18 protein-coding genes are annotated in these 25,669 nt (G+C 58.1%); 9 read left to right on the top strand and 9 right to left on the bottom strand.

Features of this window, described 5'->3' with window-relative positions; all coding sequences use genetic code 11:
• Nucleotides 1–229 precede the first annotated feature (229 nt).
• Nucleotides 230–2,023, top strand: a complete 1,794-nt coding sequence (rpsA, locus tag HMPREF1323_RS06685) for a 30S ribosomal protein S1 (RefSeq protein WP_009433388.1) — start codon at nucleotides 230–232, stop codon at nucleotides 2,021–2,023.
• Nucleotides 2,024–2,130: 107 nt separating this feature from the next.
• On the opposite strand, the gene HMPREF1323_RS06680 is transcribed toward rpsA, so the two are convergent.
• The gene (locus tag HMPREF1323_RS06680) at nucleotides 2,131–3,105 is read right to left on the bottom strand and encodes an endonuclease/exonuclease/phosphatase family protein (protein WP_009433370.1); all 975 of its coding nucleotides are present in this window, start codon (nucleotides 3,103–3,105) and stop codon (nucleotides 2,131–2,133) included.
• A 469-nt stretch (nucleotides 3,106–3,574) separates the two neighbouring features.
• On the opposite strand from HMPREF1323_RS06680, the gene HMPREF1323_RS06675 reads away from it, so the two are divergent.
• The 6 genes from HMPREF1323_RS06675 (at nucleotide 3,575) to dnaJ (ending at nucleotide 8,673) form a co-directional block, all read left to right on the top strand.
• Nucleotides 3,575–4,078, top strand: a complete 504-nt coding sequence (locus tag HMPREF1323_RS06675; protein WP_009433420.1) for a DUF4199 domain-containing protein — start codon at nucleotides 3,575–3,577, stop codon at nucleotides 4,076–4,078.
• A 9-nt stretch (nucleotides 4,079–4,087) separates the two neighbouring features.
• Entirely contained in the window at nucleotides 4,088–5,041 is a 954-nt protein-coding gene (locus HMPREF1323_RS06670; protein ID WP_009433415.1) for a glycosyltransferase family 2 protein, read from the top strand.
• 19 nt (nucleotides 5,042–5,060) lie between these two features.
• A complete protein-coding gene (locus HMPREF1323_RS06665) occupies nucleotides 5,061–6,089 on the top strand; it encodes an FAD:protein FMN transferase (protein WP_009433400.1) in 1,029 nt (342 codons plus the stop codon).
• A 30-nt stretch (nucleotides 6,090–6,119) separates the two neighbouring features.
• Nucleotides 6,120–6,536 carry a hypothetical protein gene (locus tag HMPREF1323_RS06660; RefSeq protein ID WP_009433389.1) on the top strand — a complete coding sequence of 139 codons (417 nt, stop codon included), beginning with the start codon at nucleotides 6,120–6,122 and terminating at the stop codon, nucleotides 6,534–6,536.
• Nucleotides 6,537–6,906: 370 nt separating this feature from the next.
• Complete coding sequence (locus HMPREF1323_RS06655; RefSeq protein ID WP_009433403.1) at nucleotides 6,907–7,491, top strand: nucleotide exchange factor GrpE; 585 nt, start codon at nucleotides 6,907–6,909, stop codon at nucleotides 7,489–7,491.
• A gap of 18 nt (nucleotides 7,492–7,509) precedes the next feature.
• Nucleotides 7,510–8,673 carry a molecular chaperone DnaJ gene (gene dnaJ / locus HMPREF1323_RS06650; RefSeq protein ID WP_009433399.1) on the top strand — a complete coding sequence of 388 codons (1,164 nt, stop codon included), beginning with the start codon at nucleotides 7,510–7,512 and terminating at the stop codon, nucleotides 8,671–8,673.
• Between the two features lie 274 nt (nucleotides 8,674–8,947).
• On the opposite strand, the gene HMPREF1323_RS06645 is transcribed toward dnaJ, so the two are convergent.
• Nucleotides 8,948–10,594, bottom strand: a complete 1,647-nt coding sequence (locus HMPREF1323_RS06645; RefSeq protein WP_009433397.1) for a diphosphate--fructose-6-phosphate 1-phosphotransferase — start codon at nucleotides 10,592–10,594, stop codon at nucleotides 8,948–8,950.
• Nucleotides 10,595–11,162: 568 nt separating this feature from the next.
• On the opposite strand from HMPREF1323_RS06645, the gene HMPREF1323_RS06640 reads away from it, so the two are divergent.
• Together HMPREF1323_RS06640 and HMPREF1323_RS06635 are read left to right on the top strand one after the other, a co-directional pair.
• A complete protein-coding gene (locus HMPREF1323_RS06640; RefSeq protein WP_232203996.1) occupies nucleotides 11,163–11,975 on the top strand; it encodes a patatin-like phospholipase family protein in 813 nt (270 codons plus the stop codon).
• A gap of 21 nt (nucleotides 11,976–11,996) precedes the next feature.
• A complete protein-coding gene (locus HMPREF1323_RS06635) occupies nucleotides 11,997–13,658 on the top strand; it encodes an alpha-amylase family protein (protein ID WP_009433395.1) in 1,662 nt (553 codons plus the stop codon).
• 96 nt (nucleotides 13,659–13,754) lie between these two features.
• Here HMPREF1323_RS06635 and lpdA read toward each other — a convergent pair whose 3' ends face one another.
• The 7 genes from lpdA to HMPREF1323_RS06600 form a co-directional block, all read right to left on the bottom strand.
• A complete protein-coding gene (gene lpdA, locus HMPREF1323_RS06630; RefSeq protein ID WP_009433416.1) occupies nucleotides 13,755–15,101 on the bottom strand; it encodes a dihydrolipoyl dehydrogenase in 1,347 nt (448 codons plus the stop codon).
• A 37-nt stretch (nucleotides 15,102–15,138) separates the two neighbouring features.
• On the bottom strand, nucleotides 15,139–16,803 hold the full coding sequence (locus HMPREF1323_RS06625) for a formate--tetrahydrofolate ligase (RefSeq protein WP_009433407.1): 1,665 nt from the start codon (nucleotides 16,801–16,803) through the stop codon (nucleotides 15,139–15,141).
• 134 nt (nucleotides 16,804–16,937) lie between these two features.
• A complete protein-coding gene (locus tag HMPREF1323_RS06620) occupies nucleotides 16,938–18,986 on the bottom strand; it encodes a S9 family peptidase (RefSeq protein ID WP_009433401.1) in 2,049 nt (682 codons plus the stop codon).
• Nucleotides 18,987–19,022: 36 nt separating this feature from the next.
• Nucleotides 19,023–20,861 (bottom strand): DNA polymerase III subunit gamma/tau, encoded by a 1,839-nt coding sequence (locus tag HMPREF1323_RS06615; protein WP_009433383.1) that lies wholly within the window; start codon nucleotides 20,859–20,861, stop codon nucleotides 19,023–19,025.
• Between the two features lie 165 nt (nucleotides 20,862–21,026).
• The gene (locus HMPREF1323_RS06610) at nucleotides 21,027–23,132 is read right to left on the bottom strand and encodes a M3 family metallopeptidase (RefSeq protein WP_009433408.1); all 2,106 of its coding nucleotides are present in this window, start codon (nucleotides 23,130–23,132) and stop codon (nucleotides 21,027–21,029) included.
• 39 nt (nucleotides 23,133–23,171) lie between these two features.
• Nucleotides 23,172–23,687, bottom strand: coding sequence for an isochorismatase family protein (locus tag HMPREF1323_RS06605; protein WP_009433405.1), 516 nt, complete (start codon nucleotides 23,685–23,687; stop codon nucleotides 23,172–23,174).
• Between the two features lie 146 nt (nucleotides 23,688–23,833).
• On the bottom strand, nucleotides 23,834–25,027 hold the full coding sequence (locus HMPREF1323_RS06600) for a saccharopine dehydrogenase family protein (protein WP_009433404.1): 1,194 nt from the start codon (nucleotides 25,025–25,027) through the stop codon (nucleotides 23,834–23,836).
• Nucleotides 25,028–25,669: the final 642 nt, after the last annotated feature.

Raw genomic sequence — 25,669 nt, 5'->3', positions numbered from 1 at the left:
CCTTCGGGAGCGGGGCTGCGTGCGTCTATACAGCTGGCTCTCGGAGGGGCAGTCGCAGAGTGTATGAAAAAAGACAGTGACAGTGGGGGATAAGTACGTGACTTTTTCGTACATTTGCGCTGACTTTTGCGGGGGTAGTGCATCGCTTGATGTCCACTTTGCTGGGTCACAAGTCATGTGCTATGCACCAGCAGAAGCACTCGTGTGTAATTCATAGTAAGTTTAACAAATGGAAAATTTGAAAGAGATCAAGCCCATCGCGGACTTCAACTGGGATGAGTTTGAGAAGGGAGAGGTAGCGTGCTCTGCTTCTCGTCAGGAGCAGGAAGCCGCTTATGATGGCACCCTGAACAACGTTAAGGATCAGGAGATCGTCATCGGTACGGTTACCAAGATTGGTAAGCGCGAAGTACTCGTCAACATCGGCTTCAAGAGCGAAGGTGCGATCAACTCAGCTGAGTTCCGCTACAACCCTGAGCTCCAGGTAGGCGACAAGGTCGAGGTCTTCATCGAATCACAGGAAGACAAGAAGGGACAGCTCGTCCTCTCACACCGTCAGGCACGTGTCGCTCGCTCATGGGATCGTATCAACGAAGCCCTCGAGAAGGACGAAGTGGTACGCGGCTACGTCAAGTGCCGCACGAAGGGTGGTATGATCGTCGATATCTTCGGTATCGAGGCCTTCCTCCCCGGCTCACAGATCGACGTCCGTCCTATCCGCGACTACGATGCTTATGTCGACAAGACCATGGAGTTCAAGATCGTCAAGATCAACCAGGACTTCAAGAACGTCGTCGTATCGCATAAGATCCTCATCGAAGCTGAACTCGAAGCTCAGAAGGCTGAGATCATCAGCAAGCTCGAGAAGGGTCAGGTCCTCGAAGGGGTCGTCAAGAACATCACCTCTTACGGTGCCTTCATCGACCTCGGTGGTATCGATGGTCTCGTCCACATCACCGACCTCTCTTGGGGCCGTGTATCTCACCCCAGCGAAGTTGTTAGCCTCGACCAGAAGCTCAACGTCGTTATCCTCGAGTTCGACGAAGCTAAGAAGCGCATCGCTCTTGGTATCAAGCAGCTCCAGCCACATCCCTGGGATAGCCTCGACGCTAACCTCAAGGTGGGCGACAAGATCAAGGGTAAGGTCGTTGTCCTCGCTGACTACGGTGCATTCATCGAAGTTGCTCCTGGCGTAGAAGGTCTCGTCCACATCTCTGAAATGTCTTGGACGCAGCACGTCCGCTCGGCTCAGGAACTCCTGAAGGTCGGCGACGAAGTCGAAGCTGTCATCCTCTCGCTTGACCGCGAAGAGCGTAAGATGAGCCTCGGTCTCAAGCAGCTCAAGGAAGATCCATGGGAAAACATTGACAAGCGCTTCCCCATCGGCTCTCGCCACACGGCTAAGGTCCGCAACTTCACCAACTTCGGTGTCTTCGTAGAGATCGAAGAAGGTATCGATGGTCTTGTACACATCTCCGACCTCTCTTGGACGAAGAAGATCAAGCACCCCAACGAGTTCACGGAAGTCGGTGCTCCTCTGGAGATCGTCGTCCTCGAAATCGACAAGGAAAACCGTCGTCTCTCTCTCGGCCACAAGCAGCTTGAAGAGAACCCCTGGAACGCCTTCGAAGCTGACTACCGCGTAGGTACGATCCACGAAGGTACGATCCGCGAATTCGTAGAGAAGGGCGCTGTCATCTCGCTCCCCGAAGGTATCGAAGCATTCGCTACGCCTAAGCACCTGGTCAAGGCCGATGGAACGCAGGCTGTCAAGGGCGAAACGCTCCCCTTCAAGGTCATCGAATTCAACAAGGATTCTCGCCGCATCATCGTCTCTCACAGCCGCACCTTCGAAGACGAAGCTAAGGCTGAAGCTCGTGCAAGCGAGCGTGCAGAGCGCGCTGAGCGTCAGGCTCGCCACCAGGATGCTGCCGCTGCCGTCGCTGCTACCAACGCTGCTACGGAGAAGGCTACCCTCGGTGACCTCGATGCACTGGCTGCCCTCAAGGAAAAGCTCTCCTAAGAGACGCTTCGCATAGCCTATCCGTGAGGTAGGTGCAAAACAACGGACGCCCCGTCTTCCACTGTGGAAGGCGGGGCGTCTTCTTTATATCACGGGGCTCTTACCCCCTATCGCTTCTGAGGCGCAGTGCGCTTGCGGGAGATATGGGCAGTGCCGCACTCGGCATCCTTGTCATAGCTCAGGCGAGCAAAGACGGGATAGTGGTCGGAGGGAGCGCGACGCACATGCTTCTTCAGGCGCACCTCGGCGGGGGCTTGGCTGCTCCCCTCTTCGGTGGCGTCCTCACGCTCCGTCCAGTAGCTATCGGTGCGCACGGCATAGCGCAAGACACGGTAGTCAGGTGAGACGAAGATATGGTCGATACGGCTCGGCGTCTTCAGCTCGGTGTCGAAGGCATTGAACGTCCCGTTGGGCGCCAACTTTCGCTCGGCGATAGCATACGAATCGCGAAGGAGGGCTGTCGAGGTCAGTAGGCCATAGACCTCATCGGTCTGGTCGACATTGAAGTCACCCGTGAGGATGTGAGAGGCACCCGCTGGCACGAGACTGCGGATACGGCTCATGACGAGGCGAGCGGACTCCATACGCGCCCGACGCCCGACGTGGTCGAGGTGGAGGTTAAAGAAGTACAGACGCTGATGGGTACGAAGGTCTTCAAATTCGCCCCACGTACAGATACGGATGCAGGCAGCATCCCAGCCGAGCGCGGGGCGGTCGGGTGTCTCGCTGAGCCAGAAGTTCCCCGAGCGGATCTTCTTCAAGCGGCCCTTGTGGTAGAAGATGGCGGAGTACTCGCCTTCCACACGCCCATCATCACGGGCGACACCGATGTAGTCATATTCGGGGAGCCCTTTCAGAAGGTCGTGGATCTGCCCGACCTTCGCCTCCTGTGTGCCGAAGATATCGGGGCTTTCGTAGGAGAGGATTTCGCAGATGACGGGGCAGCGCTGGCTCCAGCCATTGCCCTGCTTGGCATCGGATTCATTCTGGTAGCGGACGTTGTACGTGCCGACGAGAAGCTCTTGGGCCTGCACGCCGAGGACGGCAACAAGGCTAAGAGCGAGGGTGAATAGTCGCTTCATGCTGATTGATTCATGTATTCAGTGTGTATCTATACAAATATACGCCATTCACCAAGACAGCCCTGCGCCTCGCTCCTCCGATGCGAGAGTGGAGGTAAGCTATGCAGGGAGCTGTGACGACCTATATTGGTCGCTGAGTCGACCTATATAGGTCCACGTCACGACCAATATAGGTTCGCACACGGACCAATAGTGGTTCACCCGCTGACCTATATAGGTCGAAATAGAAGAGCTATATAAGTTTGCCCTACACCCCAAGTAAGTCACTGAAATATAGCGAGCTAATCAGAGCACCTTTACCCCGACCGACCTCACGCCACCAGCGAGGTACGAGCAGGCGTAACTCACCGAGCGAGGAAGTCGTACCTCCCGCCCCTCCTCACCCCACCTCACAGGAGTGCGCGGGATAAGCTAAAGTCTGGATAACCACGAGAATAGTCGTACCTTTGCGCCCAAGAATAGATAACTGATGTCGACAACACCTCATCCCTCCCCCCTCATCCCATCAGCGGCACGTGCCGGCCTGACCTTCGGGCTCATCCTCGTCGTGATGTACACCGCCCGTATACTGAGCTTACAGGCCCCCCTCCTACAGATTCTCTACTTCTTCGGGGTCATCATCGTGCCCATCGTGGCCTATCGTGGTGCCCGAGCTTATCGAGATTACTTCTACCCTACGGGGCCCTTCAAGGCTGGTCAAGGCTTCAGCTACGTCGTCCTCCTACACGTCTTCGGCGGTATCTTGGCCTTCATCCCCCAGTACTTCTACTTCCGCTATGCGATGCCTACGCTCCTGGCGGCTTGGGAAGAAGCCCTACGCACGACGCCAGGGGCGACCGCTCAGATGCGTGAGATGATCCTGCAGATGCAGGGTATCACCCTCTGGCAGTGGCTCTGGACGGACTATTGCCTGACGATCATCCTGGGTGGGATCTGGGGCCTCATCACGGGGCTCATCCTACGTCGCAAATAAGATAGATACATGGACATCTCTGTCGTAATACCCCTATATAACGAAGCCGAATCCCTGCCCGAGCTCGAGGCATGGATCCGACGCGTGATGGAGGAGCATGGCTTCTCCTACGAGATCATCTTCATCAACGATGGTAGCACGGACGACTCCTGGCGCATCATCCAGGAGCTTCGCGAGAAGAACCCCCATGTGCGTGGCGTGAAGTTCCGCCGCAACTATGGGAAGTCCCCCGGTCTGCAGTGCGGCTTCGCCCGCACCCGTGGCGACGTGGTCATCACGATGGACGCTGACCTGCAGGACAGCCCCGACGAGATCCCTGGCCTCTACCGCATGGTCAAGGAGGAGGGCTACGATCTGGTCAGCGGCTGGAAGCAGAAGCGCTACGACCCCGTCCTCAGCAAGAACCTCCCCTCCAAGCTCTTCAACGCTACGGCGCGCAAACTCTCGGGCATCGACAACCTGCACGACTTCAACTGCGGGCTCAAGGCCTATCGCTCCGAGGTCGTCAAGAGTATCGAGATCTACAACGACATGCACCGCTACATCCCCTACATGGCGAAGGTGGCGGGCTTCTCACGCATCGGTGAGAAGGTCGTACAGCATCAGGCGCGTAAGTACGGCACGAGTAAGTTCGGCCTCAACCGCTTTGTCAATGGCTACCTCGACCTCATCACGCTGTGGTTCACCTCGACCTTCGGCCGCAAGCCCATGCACTTCTTCGGGCTCGGCGGGAGCCTGATGTTCATCATCGGCTTCCTCGCGCTGGCCGTCGTCCTGTGCAGTAAGCTCTTCCACATCTGGACGGGTACGCCTGCACCGCTCGTCACGGACCGCCCCTACTTCTTCATCGCACTCACGGCGATGGTCATCGGGACGCAGCTCTTCCTCTCGGGCTTTGTCGCAGAGCTGCTGACACGTCAGTCGCAGGACCGCAACGACTACAAGATCGACGAAGAAATCTAACTCCACATACACACACGCTATGCACCACCTACGCCACGTAGTGCTGGCTGCTGCCCTTCTCCTCGGCTTCGGCTCGTGCCAGAAGTCTGGGAGCGGTAGCGAAGGCGACTACACCAAGCTCACGGGGGAGGTCTTCACGACGACCTTCTCCATCCAGTACAATGCCCAGAAGGACTATTCGGAGGCCGTCGACTCGACCTTCCATGCCTTCAGCCACTCGCTCAATCCCTTCGACTCCACGAGCCTCATCTCAGCGATCAACCGCAATGAGTCGCAGCTCATGGACTCGATGCTGCGCGAGGTCTTCCTGCAGTCCGTCGTCATCTCGCGCCACACGGGGGGGAGCTATGACGTGACCTGCGCCCCACTCATCAACCTCTGGGGCTTCGGATTCGAGAAGAAGAAGACCGACAGCGTCACCCCCGAAGCCATCGACAGCGTCCGCGCCTTCGTGGGCTTCGACAAGGTCCACCTCGACGGCATGCGTATGATCAAGGAGGATCCCCGTATGAAGATGGACTTCTCCTCCATCTCCAAGGGCTACTGCTCCGACCTCGTGGCACGTATGCTCAAGCGCCGTGGTGTGACAAGCTACCTCGTCGAGCTCGGCGGAGAGATCGCCTTCGAGGGCACCAACTCTCGAGGTGAGAGCTGGGTCATCGGCGTCGACAAGCCCATCGCAGACCCTGCGGGCGTCATCAATGACTTCCAGGTGCGCGTACAGCTCCCCCGTACCGCTGGCGGGCTGGCGACCTCGGGCAACTACCGCAACTTCAAGGTCATGAATGGCAAGAAGATCGCCCACACCATCGACCCACACACGGGCTATCCCATCCAGACGGATGTGCTGAGTGCGACGATCATCGCCCCCACCTGTATGCTCGCTGATGGGCTGGCGACCGCCTGCATGACCCGCACGGCAGCCGACGTCCCCGCACTGATACAGAACTTCCCTGGGGTCGAATACATGCTCATCCTCGGCGACGAGAAGACGGGCTTCCGCACGGTGATGTCCCCCGGCTTTGAGCGCCTCGTCCTCCCCGACTAATTCACTACTCACTAATAAATACAATTCAATATGAAGAAGATCATTGGCCTTTATGGGCTTCCGAACACAGGCAAGACTACGACACTCAAGCGCTTGATAAGGCTTTTCGGAGAGAAGGCAAACGGAGAAAAACCAGTTACTATTGATGACTATAGAGGAAAGAAGATAGTCATAGCTCCTGGCGGAGATACACTAGGTGTTGTCAAGGCGAACGTAAAAACCTTCAAGGAGGAGAAGGCAGATATTCTCGTCTCTGCGACAAGAACTAAAGGGGGCTCACAGGATGCTTTAAAAGAACATGCCAAGAAGATTGGTACGGATGTTATTTGGGTTGGGAAAAACCATTCTGCTTCGTTGCATGAGTTTATCAATGAGGTACAAGTACAGGAGCTTCGTGCTTTCATCGATTTGATCATTGATAATTGGGATAGCGAGCCTAAGAAATAATCCTATTCTTCAAGAGCTAGGGAGGAAGAAGCGTGCATAGTACAACCTCTTCCTAATTGCTCCTGCTCCCGAAGCGGAGATAGACGAATACTCGCCCGTGGATTCCTTGAGTGGAGTCCACGGGCGAGCTCTTTATTTTCCTTCGGTTAGTGCTTGGGGAAGGGAGGGGGCTGAGCGGACGAAGGACAGGGGCTTCCTTAGCCCGCATAGAATGGCCCCCCCCCCCGCCTGCCAAGAGATTGGTATCATATTTGCACGAAGGTAAATAGCTCCCGCACGGCATAGCACGGTAGGGAGGATAATGATAGCGCCTACACCGCCCCTCTATGTGGTGTAAGCCACTAATACATAGCAAATAACAATAAATAATATGAGCGAAGAAATCAAAGATCAAGAGCTGGAGCGCGACGAGCAGACAGCCGCAGAAGAGCAGACAGATTGTCAGACAAACGAGCAGGCTCAGCCTCAAGAGGAAGAATTGACCGAGAGCCCAGCCGAGGAACTCTCGCCCGAAGCCAAGCTTCAGGCTGAGCTCAACAAGCTCAAGGACACGCACCTACGTCTGGTCGCCGAGTACGACAACTACCGCAAGCGCACCCTCAAGGAGAAGAGCGAGCTCATCCGTAGCGGCGGCGAGAAGGCCCTCACCGACCTCTTACCCGTCGTCGATGACCTCGAGATCGCCCTGCAGAACCTCGACAAGGCCACCGACCTCGATGCCCTCAAGGAAGGCGTGCACCTGATCTACTCAAAGTTCGTGGACTACCTCAGCCGTCAGGGCGTCACAGCTATCCCCACCGAGGGCGAGAGCTTCGACGAAGAGCTCCACGAAGCCATCGCTACCTTCCCCGCTCCCGAGGAGAGCCTCAAGGGCAAGATCATCGACTGCGTCAAGAAGGGCTACAAGCTCCACGACAAGGTACTACGCCACTCCTCTGTGGTCGTAGGTCAGTAAGGAAAGGAGAAACTATCTATGGCAGAAAAGAGAGATTACTATGAAGTCCTTGGTGTAGCTAAGGGCGCTTCGGCCGAAGAGCTGAAGAAGGCCTACCGCAAGCTCGCCATCAAATATCACCCCGACAAGAATCCCGGGGACAAGGAGGCCGAAGAGAAGTTCAAGGAGCTTGCTGAGGCCTATGACGTACTGAGCGACCCAGAGAAGCGCCAGCGCTACGACCAGTTCGGTCATGCCGGCGTCGGTAGCAGCGCCGCCAGCGGTGGCGGTGGCTTCGGTGGAGGCATGTCGATGGAAGATATCTTCAGCCGCTTCGGCGACCTCTTCGGAGGTGGTGGCTTCGGTGGCTTTGACTTCGGAGGCTTCGGCGGAGGTGGCGGCGGTGGCCGTCAGGTCCTGCGCGGCTCCGACCTTCGCGCTCGCGTCCGCCTCACCCTCGAGGAGATCGACAAGGGCGTAGAGAAGAAGCTCAAGGTGAAGAAGCAAGTCGCCTGCTCCCACTGTCACGGCGACGGTACCACGGAGAAGGACGGCAAGAAGCAGTGCGACACGTGTCACGGCTCGGGCGTCGTCATCTCCGCTCAGCGCAGTATCTTCGGCATGATGCAGACGCAGTCCGTCTGCCCCACTTGTGAGGGTACGGGCGAGGTCATCACCAAGCCCTGTAGCTTCTGTAAGGGGAAGGGCACGCAGATCGGCGAAGAGGTCGTATCCTTCCGTATCCCTGCTGGGGTGGCCGAAGGCATGCAGTTCTCCGTCCAAGGCAAGGGGAACGCAGCTCCCCGTGGTGGTATCCCCGGTGACCTGCAGGTCGTCATCCAGGAAGAAGAGGATCCTAACCTCATCCGCAACGGCAATGACCTCATCTACAACCTCCTCATCTCGGTACCTACGGCCGCCCAAGGTGGCTCCGTCGAGGTACCTACGATCGGCGGGAAGGCACGTGTGAACATCGCCGCAGGCACGCAGCCAGGCAAGGTCCTCCGTCTGCGTGGCAAGGGCCTCCCCTCCGTCAATGGCTACGGCAAGGGTGACCTGCTGGTGAACGTCAACGTCTTCATCCCGAAGCTCAACGAGAAGACCGATGCCTCCGTCCTCGAGACGATGTCCGCCCCCGCCTTCGAGCCTACGGACGAAGCCCGCAAGGAGATCGATAAGCACTACCGTCAGATGCTTCGATAGTCCCCGACCACAAAAGGGAACTCTATAAATAGGCGAGGTCGCGATCATCAGATGATCGCGGCCTCGCTGTCGTTTTGTGTGTATGTTCGTGGAGAGGTCTGTATCCTACTTAGTTTGTAGGTTGATATATCGTAATTAGAACGTACATAAAGGTACGGATATTATCTACGGCAACAAAAGACTACTCCACAGCACTCTATAAAGCGAGCGTGCCCGCACCGACCTCATGGGGTCAGGTGCAGGCACGCCTTGTATAGAGGTGTGAGCCTCAGGCTTACTTAGCCTGCTCGAGAGAGAGCGTACGTGAGGGCTGGTCGCAGAGCTCGGGTTCGCCGTAGAACTGGATGGGCCCAGGGTAGATGAAGCACGTATCCTTAGCCCACTCAGCGCGGTTAGCTACGAAGTAAGCGAAGGGCTTGCCCTGAAGGTCTACGAGAGCCTTCTGGATCACAGGCTTCATTTCGCCATGACGACGCTCCATGTTCATCATCATCGTCGTGGGGATACCACCAGCGATCCACTCAGTAGCGGGAGCCGTGAGGTTCTGTACAGAGCTCATGTAGCCCGTCACACCTGAGGCGATGAGGCAAGCTGCCGTACGACCGAGGGCGTAGCAGTAGTCAGCATCGAAGTTCGAGGGCATAGCGCAGCGGCCTTCGTAGCCGAAGAAGTGCGTGAGGGGAGAGAACTTACCCGTGAAGCGGCCCTCTTCCTTCCAAGCAGCGAGCTTGGTAGCGACCATCTCAGCCAGGAGCTTTTCCGTCTCGATGAGCGACACCTGGACGTTGCCGTGGGGGTCACGGTCGAGCGTCAGCTGGCGAGCTACCGTAGCGGGCAGGCTGGCGTAGAGAGCTGAGTTAGCAGCGCTGAGGTGCTCAGCGACATAGGCACGCTGCTCGTCAGCAGGGACAGCGCGGAACTCTGCCTCGTGGTGTGCGAGGTAGTCGTTGAGCTCAGCGATGAGCGCCTTGAAGGCAGGGATGAATTCGATAAGACCTTCGGGGATCAGTACCGTACCGAAGTTCTCACCCTTAGCAGCACGAGCGGCTACGACCTCAGCGATGTAGGTGACTACGTCGTCGAGGGTCTGGTTCTTAGCCTCTACTTCTTCGCTGATGATAGCGACGTTGGGCTGTACCTGCAGGGCGCACTCGAGGGCGATGTGCGAAGCAGAGCGGCCCATGAGCTTGATGAAGTGCCAGTACTTGCGAGCAGAGTTACAGTCGCGCTGGATGTTACCGATGACTTCAGCGTAGACCTTCGTAGCGGTGTCGAAGCCGAAGGAGGTCTCGATCTGCTCGTTCTTCAGGTCACCGTCGATGGTCTTGGGGCAGCCAATGACCTGGACGGGAGCGCCGATGCTCTTGTAGTATTCTGCGAGGACTGCAGCGTTGGTATTGGAGTCGTCACCACCGATGATGACCAGTGCACGGATGTCGAGCTTCTTGAGGATCTCGAGACCCTTGTCGAACTGAGCCGTCTCCTCGAGCTTCGTACGGCCAGAGCCGATGATGTCGAAGCCGCCGGTATTGCGGTACTCGTCGATGATGTCGGCCGTCAGCTCGATGTAGTTGTGCTGTACGAGACCGTCAGGACCCATGAGGAAGCCATAGAGACGGCTGTCGGGATGGATCTTCTTCAGACCGTCGAAGAGGCCTGCGATGACGTTGTGCCCACCAGGAGCCTGACCGCCAGAGAGGATGACACCGCCATTGATGGGCGTGCCAGAGGTAGCCTCGCTCGAAGCTTCGAAGGTGAGCTTGGGGAGACCGTATGTGTTAGGGAAAAGCTTGGCGATAGCTTCCTGATCGCTGACGCTTTGCGTAGCTGCACCGAAGACGGTCTTCACGCCACCTTCCAGTGCCTTAGGGAGCTTGGGGCTGTACTTACTACGAGCCTGCTGGAGTGCACTCTTAATCATTATTGCTTGTTTGGGTATAATAGAACCTATGGATTTGCGGTACAAAGATCTTAAAATTTCTTCATAATAGCCCCCACTTTTCCTTTTTGCCCGTAGATAAAGGCCTTTTAGATGCTCGCGCGCCCGCCCGCGAAGGCGATTTACCTGCCACCCGTCCCCATTTTTCGCCCCGCTTACCCCACCTTCTTTACCCCTCCCAAGCACCTCTATCACAGCACCTCCCAGGGTCGTCACAGCACAGACCTCGCAGCTCCCAAAATTTGACTAGTATTGGTCGCCGTTCTGACCAGTACTGGTTGCTTTCGTGACCAGTACTGCTTACTAGGAGTGACCAGTACTGCTCGCCGTTCCGACCAGTACTGGTTGCTTTCGCGACCTATATTGATCCGCGGGCTGACCTATATAGATTCATTCAGCGACCTATATAGCTTCACTTGACGACCTATATAGGTCCACCCGCCGACCAATATAGCTTCACGCCACCCCTCCCGCTATAGATACAGAAGCTACTGCATGGGAAATGGGAGGGGGAAGGTATGCGGGGCATAGCGTATCTTTGCGCTAATAAATGACTCAGCCAATGGCAGACAACCACACCACCCGCCCCTACCAGCTCGGGCTCGCCCTCAGTGGCGGCAGCATCAAGGGCTTTGCTCACCTCGGCATCTTAAAGTACCTCGACGAGGCAGGCCTACGCCCCGAGATCATCGCTGGTACCAGTGCCGGCTCCATCATGGGCGCCTTCTACGCGTCGGGCTATACGCCTGAGGAGATCCACGAGCTCCTCTCGCAGACGGGCTTCATGCAGATGACCAGCTTCACCACCAAGGGGGGCGGGATCTTCAGCACGACGAAATTCCTCCAGTTGCTTAAGAAGAACCTCCGCCACCGCAATCTGGAGGATCTACCGACCCCCATGCGTATCGTAGCCACCGACCTAAACCGAGGAGAACCACACGTCTTTACTGAGGGACCCTTGGCGAAGATTATCCTGGCTTCATCAAGCATCCCCATCCTCTTCTGCCCTGTAGAAATCGACGGTCACACCTACGTCGACGGCGGGCTCTTCCGCAACTTCCCCGTCACAGCCATCCGCGAGGACTGCGAGGAGGTCATCGGTATGAACCTCGGCCCCGTGCAGAGCGCAGAAATCCCCATGAATATAAAGGACATCGCTAACCGTGCATGGGAACTAATCTTCCGCCAGAATACCACCCCTGACTGCGCGGCCTGCGACTACCTCCTTGAGACGAGCGAGGTAATGAAGTTCGGGATGTTTGAGGTCAGCGCTTCCGAGCAGCTGATGAAGATAGGCTACGAGCTGGCGAAAGCTGAGCTCGCACCACTGGTCAAAAAGAAGAAGGAGGCAAAGAAGCCTTAGCCCCACCACCTACCCATACCTATGCAGCAGAAGATCGTCATCTACTCCGCCCTCACTCGACTCTGGGGGAATAAGAATACGACCCGCCAGCCCCATGGCACACTCTCCGAGAATGGCTCGGGGAAGCTCCGTGACTTCACTCCCGAAGCCCTCGCCTATATCCGCAGTCTCGGGGCTACCCACGTCTGGTATATCGGCCTGCTGGAGCATGCCACGAAGACCGACTACAGCGCCCAAGGCATCCGTCCCGACCACCCCGACACGGTGAAGGGGCAGGCTGGCTCGCCCTATGCCGTCAAGGACTACTACGACGTCGACCCCGACCTCGCCGAAGACCCACACACGCGACAGACAGAGCTGGACGCCCTCATCGAGCGTACCCACCAGGCAGGGCTGCAGGTCTTGATGGACTTTATCCCCAACCACGTCGCCCGCACCTATCACTCCGATGCGTGCCCTAAGGGCGTCGCAGACCTCGGTGCTACGGACGATGTACAGCTGGCGTTCTCCCCGCGCAACAACTTCTACTACCTCCCCGACACCTCACTTATCCTACCCTTATCCACAGAGTCATCCCCATACACCGAGTGCCCAGCACGCGCTACGGGCAACGACTGCTTCAGCCCCTACCCCAGCATCACGGACTGGTACGAGACGGTGAAGCTCAACTACGGGATGGACTACTGCGGGGGAAGTGGCCTGCATGCCGACCCCATCCCCAACACGTGGGTGAAGATGCGTGATATCCTCTGCTACTGGGCTGCGCGGGGTGTCGATGGCTTCCGCTGTGATATGACCGAGCTTGTCCCGCCCGCTTTCTGGGCTTGGGCGATCCCCTCGGTACGTGAGCAGTACCCCAAGACGCTCTTCCTCGCAGAGATCTACCAGCCCCACCGCTACGGCGAGTACCTCCACGCAGGCTTCGACTACCTGTATGACAAGGTCGGCGTCTATGACTTCCTCATCGCTCTCGGCAAGGGCGCACGCGACGCAGCAGACTTCACCGGTGTGCGTGATGCCGTCGGGAGCGAGCAGCCAGCGATGTGCTACTTCACGGAGAACCACGACGAGCAGCGCCTCGCCTCGGACTTCGTCTTCGCCTCGCCCCGTCAGGGCTTCCTCGCTACCGCTGTTGCGGCCCTAAGCGGTGGCAATCCCCTACTCCTCTACTTCGGTCAGGAGCTGGGTGAGCAGGGCATGGATAGTGAGGGCTTCAGCGGGCGTGATGGCCGCACGACGATCTTCGACTACTGGAGTCTCGACAAGCTCCAGCGCCTGCAAGCAGGTAATTACACCCCCGCCCAGCTGACGGACGAAGAGGCTAGCCTACTCAGCGACTACCAGCGCCTCGCCTCCTGCTACACCGACCCCATCATCAGCCGAGGGAGCTACTACGGCCTGCGTGCCGAGGGCTCTGGCAGAGAGCACGTCCTCGCCTTCGCCCGCGCTTCGGAGGAAGGACTCTACCTCGTGCTGGCGAACTTCTCCAGCGAGCAGGCTGATACCACCCTCCCCCTACCCTCCGAATTCTTCGCCGCTACGGGCATCACCGAGGGCACGGCCTTCCGTGCTGCAGACCAGCTCACGGACGCGGTGGACTTCCTCTGCCTCACCACACTGGCCCCCCTTCGCCTGAGCCTCGCTCCCCAGGGTCTGCAGATCCTCCGCTTCACAGCGGTGTAAAGCAAAGCACCCCGCACATATCAGTATAAAAAGGCCCGCCGGCTACCCTCCTTCGTGGAGCGTAGCCGGCGGGCTTATTGTGGGGAGTAGCTTACCTTAGTGCAGGGTAGCCGAGCGGACGATCTCGCAGACCGTGGGGTGTGGGAAGACGATGCGAGACAGCTCAGAGAGCTTCATGCGCTGCTCGACAGCCATAATCGCAGGCACCAGGATCTCCGAAGAGCCATTACCGAAGAGGTGCGCACCGAGGATGACACCCTCCTTATCCGTGAGGAGCTTGCAGAAGCCATTGCCCTGCTCATTCTCGATGATGAAGCGCCCAGAGAGCGTCATCGGCACACGATGTACCTCATAGTCGACACCAGCAGCACGCAGCTCCTGCTCCGTCTGACCGACAGCAGCGATCTCGGGATCGGTATAGACGATACCTGGGATAGCGCGGTAGCTCATCACATCCTCCGTGCCGGTGATGTGGTGTACAGCGACCTGCCCTTCGCGAGCAGCCGTGTGAGCGAGCATAGACGTACCGTTGACATCACCGACGGCATAGATACCAGGCACCGAGGTCTGGAGGTGCTCATCGACGACGACAGCCCCACGCTGGAGCTCGACACCGACCGTCTCCAGTCCCAGACCATCGGTCACAGCACGACGGCCGACACTGACCAGCAGCTTGTCGAAGGGGATCTCCAGCGTTTCGCCCTCATGCTCAGCGATGACCTTGCCCTCACGCACGGCAGTGACCTTCGTGGAGAGGTGGAACTTCACCTTGCGCTTCTCGAAGGCCTTCTGCAGCTCCCCAGAGAGCTCTTCGTCCATAGGCCCGAGGATCTTAGGCAGCATCTCGACGACCGTGACCTCCACGCCGAGCGTAGAGAAGAAGGAGACGAACTCCATACCGATGACCCCGCCACCGAGGACGACGAGGCGCTGTGGGAGCTCCTCGACCTCGAGCGCTTCCTTAGCTGTCCAGAAGGCGACGTCACTCAGCCCATCGATGGGTGGGATGAAGGCACGTGAGCCCGTAGCGATGATGACGTGGCGTGCCGTATAGGTCACCTCGCCTGCAGCGATGGTGAAGCCCTCATCACTGCGACCCGTGAGACGAGCCTCTTCGGTGACGATCTCGACCTCATGGCCCTGCAGACCGATACGGATACCCGCACCGAGCTTCTTGAGGATCTTCGTCTTGCGCGCCATCACCTTACCGAGGTCGAAGGCTGCTTCGGGGATCGTAAGACCATATTTCTTGCCATCGAGGGCTTCGGAGAGGAGATGGGCAGAGTGCAGGAGTGCCTTCGTAGGTACGCAACCTTCGTTGAGACAGACACCACCGAGCTTATTCTTCTCGAAGATGACGACGCGGAGGCCGTGGGCTGCTGCATGCTCTGCAGCGTCGGTACCGCCGGGGCCAGCACCGATGATAGCTACATCGTAGTTCATGAGTTGGAGTGTAGTGAGTGAGTTATGTAGGTATTAATTAGCTAAGACCCTCGATGTGTCCATCGACGAAGTCTATCTTTTCTGCTTGGGGGACGCGGGGCAGACCGGGCATACGCACCAGAGCGCCGAGGACAAGGACGATCATCTCAGCACCCGTGTTGATGACGACGTCGCGCACCTCGAGATCGAAGTCACGCACGCTACCATAGGCCGTGGGGTCGTCGCTGAAGGAATACTGCGTCTTGGCGATACAGACGGGGAACTTCGACCAGCCGTGGCGCTCGATACGCTCGAGCTGGCGCTGTGCCTTCGCCGAGAAGTGGATGGAGCGTGCACCGTAGATGCGCTGAGCGATAGCCGTAGCCTTCTCCTCGATGGAGGCGGTAAGAGGATAGGTGAACTGCAGGGGCTGCGAGGGCTTCTGCTCGATGGTCTCGACGACGAGGCGAGCGAGCTCTTCCGCACCAGCACCACCTTCGCCAAAGGCCGTATTGACAGCGAAGCCCACACCAGCGGCGTGGCAATGCTCACGCACCAGTGCGATCTCCTCCTCCGTATCGGTAGCAAAGCGATTGAAGGCTACGATGACCGTCTGCCCGAAGCTCTTGAGGTTCTCGATATGGCGGTCAAGGTTAGCCAGCCCGTGGCGGACGCCCTCGATATTCTGCGTCTTGAGATCCTTCTCATCGACACCGCCGTGCATCTTCAGCCCGCCGAGGGTAGCTACGAGGACGGTGAGTGCAGGCTGGAGGCCAGCCGTGCGGCACTTGATATTGTAGAACTTCTCTGCGCCAAGGTCTGCACCGAAGCCTGCCTCCGTGATCGTGTAGTCGGAGTGCGCCAGCGCCATGCGGGTGGCGAGGATCGAGTTGCAGCCGTGGGCGATATTCGCAAAGGGGCCGCCGTGGATGAAGGCAGGGGTATGCTCGGTCGTCTGCGCCAGATTGGGCTTGATAGCGTCGAGGAGAAGGACGGTGATCGCACCCGCTACACCGAGATCACGCACGGTGAAGGGCTCCCCCTGCTTCGTGTAGCCGAGGAGGATACTCTCGATACGGCGACGCAGGTCTTCGAGTGAAGTCGACAGACAGAGGATCGCCATGATCTCCGAGGCAGGCGTGATGTCGAAGCCCGATTCGGCTGGGATACCATTGACCTGACCACCGAGGCCCGTGACGATGGAGCGCAGAGAACGGTCGTTGACGTCGAGGACACGCTTCCAGAGGACTTCACTGAGGCCCTTGTCCGTATTGCGGTTCTGGTAGATATAGTTATCCAGGAGCGCGGTGATCATATTGTGTGCCGAGGTGATGGCGTGGAAGTCACCGGTGAAGTGCAGGTTGATCTTCTCCATAGGAAGGACCTGAGCGTAGCCACCACCAGCAGCACCGCCCTTCATACCGAAGCAAGGGCCGAGAGAGGGCTCACGCAGTGCGACGACCGCCTTATGACCGAGGCGGTTCATGCCGAGAGCGAGGCCGATAGAGACCGTCGTCTTGCCGATACCAGCCTTCGTAGCAGTGATGGCCGTGACGAGGATGAGCTTGCCAGGCTTATGACCAGCTTGGAGCTCGGAGAGGTCTACCTTGGCGAGGTACTTGCCGTAGTGCTCCAGGTGGTCGGTGGGGATAGCCACCTTGGCAGCTATCTTTTCGATCGGCTCGAGGGCTATCGAGCGGGCGATTTCGATGTCGGTCTTCATTACCAGAAAGAGAGTTAGTGGGTCAATGATGTGGGTAAAAGAGCTTCCTATTCGGGAGAGAGGTAGGGTGAAAGCAAGCCGTGCGAAAGGACTATAGCGGGGACTAACAGTTCTTTCGCACGGACATATAGGGGTTACTTGAGGTACTTATCAAGCCAGCCGAAGAAGGTACGCTGCCAGAGCAGGGCGTTCTGCGGGCGGAGGATCCAGTGGTTCTCATCGGGGTAGATGAGGAGCTCGGCAGGGATGCCGCGGAGCTTAGCCGCATTGAAGGCCGCCATACCTTGACCTGCGAGGATGCGGTAGTCGCGCTCGCCGTGGATGACCAGTATCGGCGTATCCCAATTGCCTACAAGCTTGTGGGGGGAGTTGGCGAAGGTACGCTGAGCGACTGCATTGTCCTTCTCCCAGGGAGCACCGCCCATATCCCAGTTGGCGAACCACATCTCCTCGGTAGTCATGTACTGCATCTCAAGATTGAAGATACCAGCGTGGGCGATGAAGGCCTTGAAGCGCTTCTGGTGCACACCAGCCAGATAGAAGACGGAGTAGCCACCGTAGCTGGCACCGACACAGCCGAGACGCTCGCTGTCAACCCAAGGTTCCTTCTTCAGCTCATCGACTGCGGTGAGGTAGTCTTGGATATTCTGCCCCGAGTAGTCGCCGCTGATCTGCTCGTTCCATGCCTTACCGAAGCTGGGGACGCCGTGGCGATTGGGAGCGATGACGATATAGCCTTGCTCAGCCATAAGACGCATATTCCAGCGGTAGGAGAAGAACTGACTGACGGGGCTCTGTGGACCGCCCTGACAGAAGAGCAGCGCAGGGTACTTCTTCGTCTTGTCGAAGTTCGGTGGGAGGACGACCCAGACAAGCATGTTGCCCCCGTCGGTCGTCTTGACCCAGCGCTTCTCTACCGAGATAGGAGCGAGGCCGTCGAGTGTGGACTTATTCTCTGCTGTGAGCTGCTTCGCTGCACCCGTCTTGACGTCTACGAGGTAGAGATCCGTGGGCTCAATGTAGCTCTGACGGCCAGCGAGGATCTTACCGCCCTGCACATCCAGCGAGGTGTAGTCGTGCATACCCGTGGTGATCTGGCGGATCTTACGGCCCTTGAGCGCGATCTCCCAGAGCTGAGCTTCGGCGTGCTTCGTCGAGAGGAAGAAGAGGCTCTGGCTATTAGCTGCCCACTGGAGCTCATCGACATCGTACTCGAAGCCATCGGTGAGGAAGGTCTTTTGCCCTGTCTTCAGATCCTGGACGAAGAGGCGCTTGAGGTCGGCTTCATAGCCGTCACGCTCCATACTGATCCAGCTGATGCGCTTGCCATCGGGCGAGAAGCGAGGGTGCGTGTCATAGCCACCCATCCCCTCGGTGATATTGCGCGTCTGACCAGAGGCAAGGTCGTAGAGATAGATATCGGTGTTGGTGGAGAGGGAGTACTCCATGCCCGTCTTCTTACGGGAGGAGTAGGCTAAGGTCTTACCGTCGGGGCTCCATGAGAGTTCCTCTGCTCCGCCGAAGGGCTTCGTGGGAGCTTCGTAAGGCTCACCTTCGAGGATGTCCTTACCGCCCGTGATCGCTTCGCCACCTACGGGAGCGATGAAGATATGAGGGATCGTCTCTACCCATTCATCCCAATGCTTGTACATCAGATCAGTGATGATACGACCCGTAGCCTTGGGCAGGTCGGGGTAAATCTCCTTAGTGCTCTTCCCGAAGGAAATCTCCTTGATATAGGCCAGCTGCTTCTCATCGGGCGAGAAGAGGTAGTCCGAGAGGCCCCCCTCGATATTAGTCACCTGACGACGGTCCGTACCATCGGGAGCCATCGTCCAGACCTGAGGAGCGCCACTCTCCGAAGAGATGTAGCTGATACGACGGCCCTGCTGGATCCAGCGAGCGCCATGTACGCCAGCGACACCCTGGGTGATCTGACGGCGTGCGCTGCCATCGGAGGAGATGGTGAAGAGCTCGGTGCGGATCTTATTGTCCTTGATGCTGGGGAAGCCCACGCTGTAGACGACCGTCTTGCCGTCGGGAGAGAGGGCGGAGGCACCGACACGAGCGAGCGAAAGCATCGTCTCGGGCGTCATGTGCTGCGACTGCTGGGCCACAGCAGGCAGGGTCGCCGAGAGGGCTGCTGCCGTAGCAAGAGCGGTGATGTGCTTCTTGATCTTCATAGCTATATGCGTATTGTATATGTATGTGGTCTGGGATTAGGAGAAGCGTAGGCCAAGGGCTTCCTTGAGCTTGCGCACCTCGGGGTTGATCTCCGCGAGCTGATTGAAGCGATCCTCTTGGGTGAGGACGATCTTCGCCTGCTCCTCTACGGTCTTCTCGCGCAGGACGAGGTTGAACTTACGATTCTGCAGCGTCGTACGGAGGAACTCTACGAGCTGGGGATAGACCTCCATCACCGTGGTATGGATGGCCTCACCTGGTGGGAGGGAGATCTCTGCCTGCACACCGTCTAAGAGCTTCGGCAGCTCGGGGCGCAGGATATTGCGATAGAGGATCTGTGAGGGTGTCAGCTCTTGCTCGACGAAGCGCACCCAAGCTCGCTGGAGGTCATCCTCCGTGAAGTCCTTATCCTCGACAGGGGCAGGGGCCTCAGCTGGAGCCGTAGAAGAGGCTTCGCTGGGAGCGTCTGCACGACGGCGTGCTCCGAAGAGACGCTTAGGAGCGGACGAGGTGGGAGCTGGCGAAGGGGGTGTAGCAGATGCCGCAGGTGCTGGTGCTGGTGTCGGTGCGGGCTCTGGTGCCGGAGGAGGCGTCACCGCCGAAGGGGCAGGCTTAGGTGCGGCCTGCGGTGCGGAAGGTGCTACGGGAGCAGTCTGCGCTTTGGGCGCAGGAGAAGCCGGTGGTGTAGCTACGGGTGGCGTCTGAGGAGCAGCCTGTGGTGTGGCCGTCTGAGGTGCAGCGGGGGCTGGCGCAGCAGGGAGATTGAGGTCGGAGTCCCGCTTGAAGAGAGGGACCATACTGAGGAAGCTCAGCTCGACTAAGAGGCGCTTATTCGTTGCCCCGCGATACTGCTGATCGGCCTGCACCAGAGTCTTGAGCGCAGCAAAGAGGCTGGCAGGTGTGCACTGCTGAGCAATGGTCGCATAGGAGGCAGCTACGGCATCGGGCTTCTCCAAGAGCTGGAGCGTCTCGGGATGCTGGGCTACAAGGAGGTCGCGCACGAAGGCGGATAGCCCCGTGAGGATCGTCTGCCCCTCGAAGCCCTTACCCATCAGCTCATCCAGGAGGAGCAGGACACTACGATGGTCCCCACTCAGGAAGAGCTCGAAGATGCGGATAAAGTAGGTATAGTCGAGGACATTCAGACTCTCCAGCGCATGCTGGTAGGTGATATGCCCGCCGGCAAAGCTGGCGATACGGTCAAACATCGAGAGCGCATCGCGCATCCCCCCATCGGCCTTCTCAGCGATGAGCCCGAGCGCCGTCTCCTCGGCATCGATACCCTCGCTATCGGCGACGTAGCGCAGATGGCGGGTGATATCCTGTACGGTGATTCGCTTGAAGTCATAGATCTGACAGCGCGAGAGGATGGTGGGGAGGATCTTGTGCTTCTCCGTCGTCGCTAAGATGAAGATAGCGTACGAGGGGGGCTCTTCGAGGGTCTTGAGGAAGGCATTGAAAGCCGCCGCCGAGAGCATATGCACCTCGTCGATGATATAGACCTTGTAGCGACCAAGCGCGGGAGGCATCTGCACCTGCTCGGTGAGCTGGCGGATGTCCTCTACGGAGTTGTTCGAGGCAGCGTCCAGCTCGAAGATGTTGAAGGAGCGCTGCTCCTCGAAGGCCTTACAGCTCTCGCACTGCCCGCAAGCCTCACCTTCGGCGGAGAGATTCTCGCAGTTGATCGTCCGCGCTAAGACGCGTGCCGCCGTCGTCTTCCCTACCCCACGGGGGCCACAGAAGAGATACGCATGGGAGAGTTTGCCCGAGCGAACAGCGGTGCGTAGTGTGGAGGCCATAGCCTCCTGCCCGACGATACTACGGAAGGTGTCGGGGCGGTATTTGCGTGCGGAGACGACGTAGTGCTCTGTCATTCTTCGAGGTCTGTGCTGGATCTATTACTGGTAGGACAAAGATACGTATTCCGCTCCAGCCTATGGAGTGCTATCTATAATAAAGTAGCGCCCCCCACCCGACGGATCTCAGTCCGAGGGATGGGGGGCGCCTATTATGTGGGGAGGTGACGAAGCACCCTTAGCTTACTTCGTGAGGCCGCGGAAGCGCAGAAGGCTCGACATATCGGGCTCCGTGAGGCCGGTGAAGTTCGTGAAGAACGTGCCGACAGGAGCGGTATTCCCGCGTGAGAGGACCATCTCACGGAAGCGCTGACCATTCTCACGCGTCAGCCCGCCGTGTGCGGCGAACCACTCAAAGATATTGTGGTCGAGGACCTCCGTCCAGAGGTAAGAGTAGTAGCCCGAAGCATAGCCACCAGCGAAGACGTGCAGGTAGTAAGCCGAGCGGTAGCGGGGAGGTACGAGAGCGAAGTCAAGACCAGCACGAGCGAGCACTTCACGCTCAAAGGCATCTACATCGCTCACCGTCTGACCAGCAGGGAGCATACCCCAAGCCATATCGATCGTCACGGCAGCGAGGTTCTCAGCCAGCGCGTAGGACTGTCCGTAGGTAGCAGCAGCCTTCATCTTGTCGATGAGCGCCTGAGGCATAGGCTCACCCGTCTTGTAGTGGCGGGCGTAGTGGCGCAGGACGACAGAGTCCGTCATCCAGTGCTCGTTGAACTGCGAGGGCATTTCCACGAAGTCACGGGGTGTATTCGTACCCGAGAGCGTCTCATACTTCTGCGAAGCGAAGAGGCCATGCAGAGCGTGGCCGAACTCATGGAAGAGCGTCTCTACATCCGACGAGGTGAGGAAGGCGGGAGCGCCCTTAGCGGGAGCCTCGAAGTTGCAGACGTTGTAGATGACAGGCTTCGTACCGAAGAGCGTGCTCTGCTGGACGAAGTTCGACATCCACGCCCCACCCGTCTTCGTTGGGCGACGGAAGTAGTCCGTATAGAAGAGAGCCATGGGGGTATTATCCTGGTCGAAGACCTCGTAGACCTGTACGCCATCAGCATAGACAGGGATATCAGGACGGGGCTTGAAGGTCAGACCATAGAGCTGGTTGGCTGCGTAGAAGACACCATTCTTCAGCACGCTATCCAGCACGAGATAGGGCTTGAGGTCCGCTTCGTTGAGGTCGTACTTAGCCTTCTTCAGGCGCTCGGCATAGTAGTCGAGGTCCCAAGCAGCGAGCTTGAAGTCCTTCCCCTCAGTCTGCTGAGCGAAGGCTTCGAGTTCGGCGACATCGTCAGCGACCTTAGCACGGCAGGCGGGAGCCAGCTGGCTGATGAGGCGCTCTACGGCCTCGGGACGGCCAGCCATCTGGTCGCTCAGTGCCCAAGAGGCGAAGTTGGGCAGTCCGAGGAGCTTTGCCTTCTCGGCGCGCAGGGCTGCGATGCGGGTGATCGTGGGGTGCGTATTCGTGCTATCACCGCTCGAGCAGCGTGAGAGCGAAGCCTCGAGGACGCGACGACGGACATCACGATTGTTGAGGTCGACGAGGTAGCCTGGGCGTGACGTATTCGTCTGCTCCAGCAGGTACTTACCCTTGTGGCCTGCAGCGGTAGCCGCCTCAGCAGCACGGGCGATCGCTTCTTCGGAGAGGCCATCGAGCTCCTCGACCTTGTCGACGAGGACGGCTGCTTCCTTCGTGCCAGCGTTCACCTGATTCGTGAACTTCGTCTGCAGCACAGCGATCTCGCTATTGATCTTCTTCAGAGCTTCCTTGTCGGCAGCTGAGAGGAGTGCGCCCTCATGGACGAACTGATCATAGAGGACCTCCGTGAGGCGCAGGTCTTCGCCCTGGAGGCTGGAGCGCTGATCGTAGACGGCCTTGATACGAGCGAAGAGCTTCTCATTCAGCAGCAGTGCATCGTGATGGGCGGAGAGCATGGGCGTCGTCTCTTCGTCGATCTTCTGCAGCTCCTCGGTGCCGTCAGCACCTACGAGGGCAGAGAGGATAGAGGTAGCGCGTGCCAAGAGGCGACCGGACTTCTCATACGCAAGCACGGTGTTCTCAAAGGTCGGAGCAGCCGTATTGCTCGTGATGCTGTCGATCTCGGCGAGCTGGATACGGATCCCCTCCTCGATAGCGGGGACGAAGTGCGCTGGGCGGATCTTACTGAAGTCGGGAGCTTGGTAGTCAAGCGTGCTCTCGGTGAGGAGGGGGTTCTCCTTGGTCGAGCTGGTCTGGCAAGCAGTGAGCATAGCGAGGAGGCTCAGAGTGGCAATGAGTCGTTTCATAGGAGTGTGGGGAATTAGAAGGGGAGGTCGCTGGAGGAGCTACACCAGAGGCTGGGGCTCGCCAATCCAGGCGATGGCCTCATCGATTGTGTGAATCTGAGGGGCGTAGAGGAGGCGTCTGAGATCTTCGATAGTAGTCTTGACGCAGTAGTCCCCTGCGAGGCCTGCGACATCAATGCGGCGCGCGTTCATGAGGAGGTCGGGCACGGCATCGTGGAAGGCACTGTAAGAGTCCTTGTGGCGAGTCATCGCCTTGGGGATGAAGAGGACATTTTGCCCCTGACGCTTGCGCTCCATGATCGCATCAGCCAGAGGAGGATAGAGAGCAGCCCCCGTAGTATAGCGGACGCAGTGGATAGGCCATGGGCCACCAGAGACATCGAAACTACAGTGGTCAGCAGGATGCTGGTCCATGGTGACGACGATAGCGTCGTACTCGGCGTGGTGCTCCTTGACGTAAGCGGTGAGGTAATCCATCGCTGGGATCGCGCCTTCGATGGCGAGGGAGCCGGTGATGAAGTCGTTCTGGGGATCTACGATCAGCAGGATGTTCATGATTAGAGGTAGTGGGTGTGGTTTTTGGGGGTAAAGAGTGAGGGGGGGGGAAGGGTGGCGCGCGGGGAAGGCGCCTGAGTGCCCCAAGGCTGGGCCTCTAAGAGAGGGCACTCAGGCGGCTCCGCTACGCCGCATCTCGAGTCTTATCAGAGCTCGAGATCGAGGTCGAACTGCTCATGCCAAGGCAGGCCCTGCTTCATGAGCTGCTCCATGAAGGGATCTGGATCGAACTCCTCGACGTTGTACACGCCTGGGCGACGCCAGAGGCCCTTGAAGAACATCATCGCACCGATCGTGGCGGGTACACCCGTGGTGTAGCTCACGCCCTGAGCACCGGTCTCCTGATAGGCAGCCTGATGGCTACAGTTGTTCCACACGTAGTAGGTCTTCTCCTTGCCATCCTTGATACCTCGGATACGGCAACCGATAGACGTCTCACCCGTGTAGTTCTCACCGAGCTCACCGGGGTTAGGCAGGATCGCCTTGAGGAACTGGATGGGGACGATCTCGACGCCGTTGTAGAGGACGGGGTCAATACGCGTGATACCGATATTCTGCATGACACGCAGGTGGGTCAGGTACTCCTGCCCGAAGGTCATCCAGAAGCGCGCACGGCGGATCGTGGGATAGTTCTTCACGAGCGACTCCAGCTCCTCGTGGTAGAGGAGGTAAGACTCACGCACCCCGATATTGGGATAGGTCAGGGGCTTGTGGATCTCCTGAGGCTCGGTCTCGCGCCACTGCCCATCCTCGTAGTACTTACCCTTCTGGGTGATCTCGCGGATGTTGATCTCAGGATTGAAGTTCGTGGCGAAGGCCTTGTGGTGGTCCCCACCGTTGCAGTCTACGATATCGAGGTAGTGGATCTCATCGAAGTGGTGCTTGGCAGCATAGGCGGTGAAGACCCCGGTCACCCCTGGGTCGAAGCCACAGCCCAGGATAGCCGTCAGCCCAGCTTCTTCGAAGCGCTGCTTATAGGCCCACTGCCAGCTGTACTCGAACTTAGCCTCGTCGAGCGGCTCATAGTTCGCCGTGTCGAGGTAGTTGACGCCTGCCTCGAGGCAAGCATCCATGATATGGAGGTCCTGATAGGGCAGAGCGACATTGATGACCAGCTCTGGCTTGAAGGACTTCATCAGAGCGACGAGCTCGGGGACGTTATCAGCGTCGACAGCTGCCGTCTGGATCTTGACATTGGTAATCTCGGAGGCAATCTTATCGCACTTACTCTTCGTGCGGCTGGCGAGCATAATCTCAGTGAATACGTCGCTATTCTGTGCCACCTTCTTGGCCACTACCGTACCGACACCGCCGGCACCGATAATGAGGACTCTTCCCATACGCTATTCTTAGTCTTCTTAGGCTAAAGGATAAATAATACGATTTCCGTCTATACCACTTAAGGTACAGATCTACACAAAGGTACAAAAAGTAGAGGTAAGCCCTTCGCTCCCCTCAAGAGAGCGCCTTGCATCCGCTCTCCTGAGACTACTTCCGAGAGTCCTACCCTCTATTTATTCTGCTAAGGCATCGCACGCCCAGCTCCCCGATATACCCCTCCGAAGTGATCGGGCAAGCCCTTCGCCTTATCGCATCTATTCCTCTTATCCAGCGGAGGGGAAAGCGTCATTCCCGTGAAGAAAAAAGCACCCTCTCGCAGTGGTTTTCCTCTGTCTATGTACGTAGCCCTAAAGACTAGGCACGTCAGTCCAAATATCCACGTACGTAGATATTAGAGCCACGTACATAGCCCAAACTTATCTACCACTCGTCCACAACTTTTATCCCTACGCGGACCAACAACCCAATATAGGTCACTTCACGAAGCTATATAGGAACCAGTCCAAAGCCATATAGCGTTCTTCGCCATCCTATATAGCTCTACCCTCGCACCCATAGTGCTTAGGCGATCAATAAGCCACACCCAGCACTCCTTACCCGATGTACCACCCTCACCCACAGCATAAAAAGAAAGGCGGGCC

The sequence above is a fragment of the Porphyromonas sp. oral taxon 279 str. F0450 genome (assembly GCF_000292995.1).
Taxonomy (GTDB): domain Bacteria; phylum Bacteroidota; class Bacteroidia; order Bacteroidales; family Porphyromonadaceae; genus Porphyromonas; species Porphyromonas pasteri.
The sequence above is the reverse complement of the archived record's forward strand: the minus strand, read 5'-3'. Positions and strand labels throughout refer to the sequence as shown.

Bases quoted from the DNA above. Each gene is read 5' to 3' on its own strand.
- rpsA (WP_009433388.1), top strand. From the start codon at position 230: ATGGAAAATTTGAAAGAGATCAAGCCCATCGCGGACTTCAACTGGGAT.
- HMPREF1323_RS06680 (WP_009433370.1), bottom strand. From the start codon at position 3,105: ATGAAGCGACTATTCACCCTCGCTCTTAGCCTTGTTGCCGTCCTCGGC.
- HMPREF1323_RS06675 (WP_009433420.1), top strand. From the start codon at position 3,575: ATGTCGACAACACCTCATCCCTCCCCCCTCATCCCATCAGCGGCACGT.
- HMPREF1323_RS06670 (WP_009433415.1), top strand. From the start codon at position 4,088: ATGGACATCTCTGTCGTAATACCCCTATATAACGAAGCCGAATCCCTG.
- HMPREF1323_RS06665 (WP_009433400.1), top strand. From the start codon at position 5,061: ATGCACCACCTACGCCACGTAGTGCTGGCTGCTGCCCTTCTCCTCGGC.
- HMPREF1323_RS06660 (WP_009433389.1), top strand. From the start codon at position 6,120: ATGAAGAAGATCATTGGCCTTTATGGGCTTCCGAACACAGGCAAGACT.
- HMPREF1323_RS06655 (WP_009433403.1), top strand. From the start codon at position 6,907: ATGAGCGAAGAAATCAAAGATCAAGAGCTGGAGCGCGACGAGCAGACA.
- dnaJ (WP_009433399.1), top strand. From the start codon at position 7,510: ATGGCAGAAAAGAGAGATTACTATGAAGTCCTTGGTGTAGCTAAGGGC.
- HMPREF1323_RS06645 (WP_009433397.1), bottom strand. From the start codon at position 10,594: ATGATTAAGAGTGCACTCCAGCAGGCTCGTAGTAAGTACAGCCCCAAG.
- HMPREF1323_RS06640 (WP_232203996.1), top strand. From the start codon at position 11,163: ATGACTCAGCCAATGGCAGACAACCACACCACCCGCCCCTACCAGCTC.
- HMPREF1323_RS06635 (WP_009433395.1), top strand. From the start codon at position 11,997: ATGCAGCAGAAGATCGTCATCTACTCCGCCCTCACTCGACTCTGGGGG.
- lpdA (WP_009433416.1), bottom strand. From the start codon at position 15,101: ATGAACTACGATGTAGCTATCATCGGTGCTGGCCCCGGCGGTACCGAC.
- HMPREF1323_RS06625 (WP_009433407.1), bottom strand. From the start codon at position 16,803: ATGAAGACCGACATCGAAATCGCCCGCTCGATAGCCCTCGAGCCGATC.
- HMPREF1323_RS06620 (WP_009433401.1), bottom strand. From the start codon at position 18,986: ATGAAGATCAAGAAGCACATCACCGCTCTTGCTACGGCAGCAGCCCTC.
- HMPREF1323_RS06615 (WP_009433383.1), bottom strand. From the start codon at position 20,861: ATGACAGAGCACTACGTCGTCTCCGCACGCAAATACCGCCCCGACACC.
- HMPREF1323_RS06610 (WP_009433408.1), bottom strand. From the start codon at position 23,132: ATGAAACGACTCATTGCCACTCTGAGCCTCCTCGCTATGCTCACTGCT.
- HMPREF1323_RS06605 (WP_009433405.1), bottom strand. From the start codon at position 23,687: ATGAACATCCTGCTGATCGTAGATCCCCAGAACGACTTCATCACCGGC.
- HMPREF1323_RS06600 (WP_009433404.1), bottom strand. From the start codon at position 25,027: ATGGGAAGAGTCCTCATTATCGGTGCCGGCGGTGTCGGTACGGTAGTG.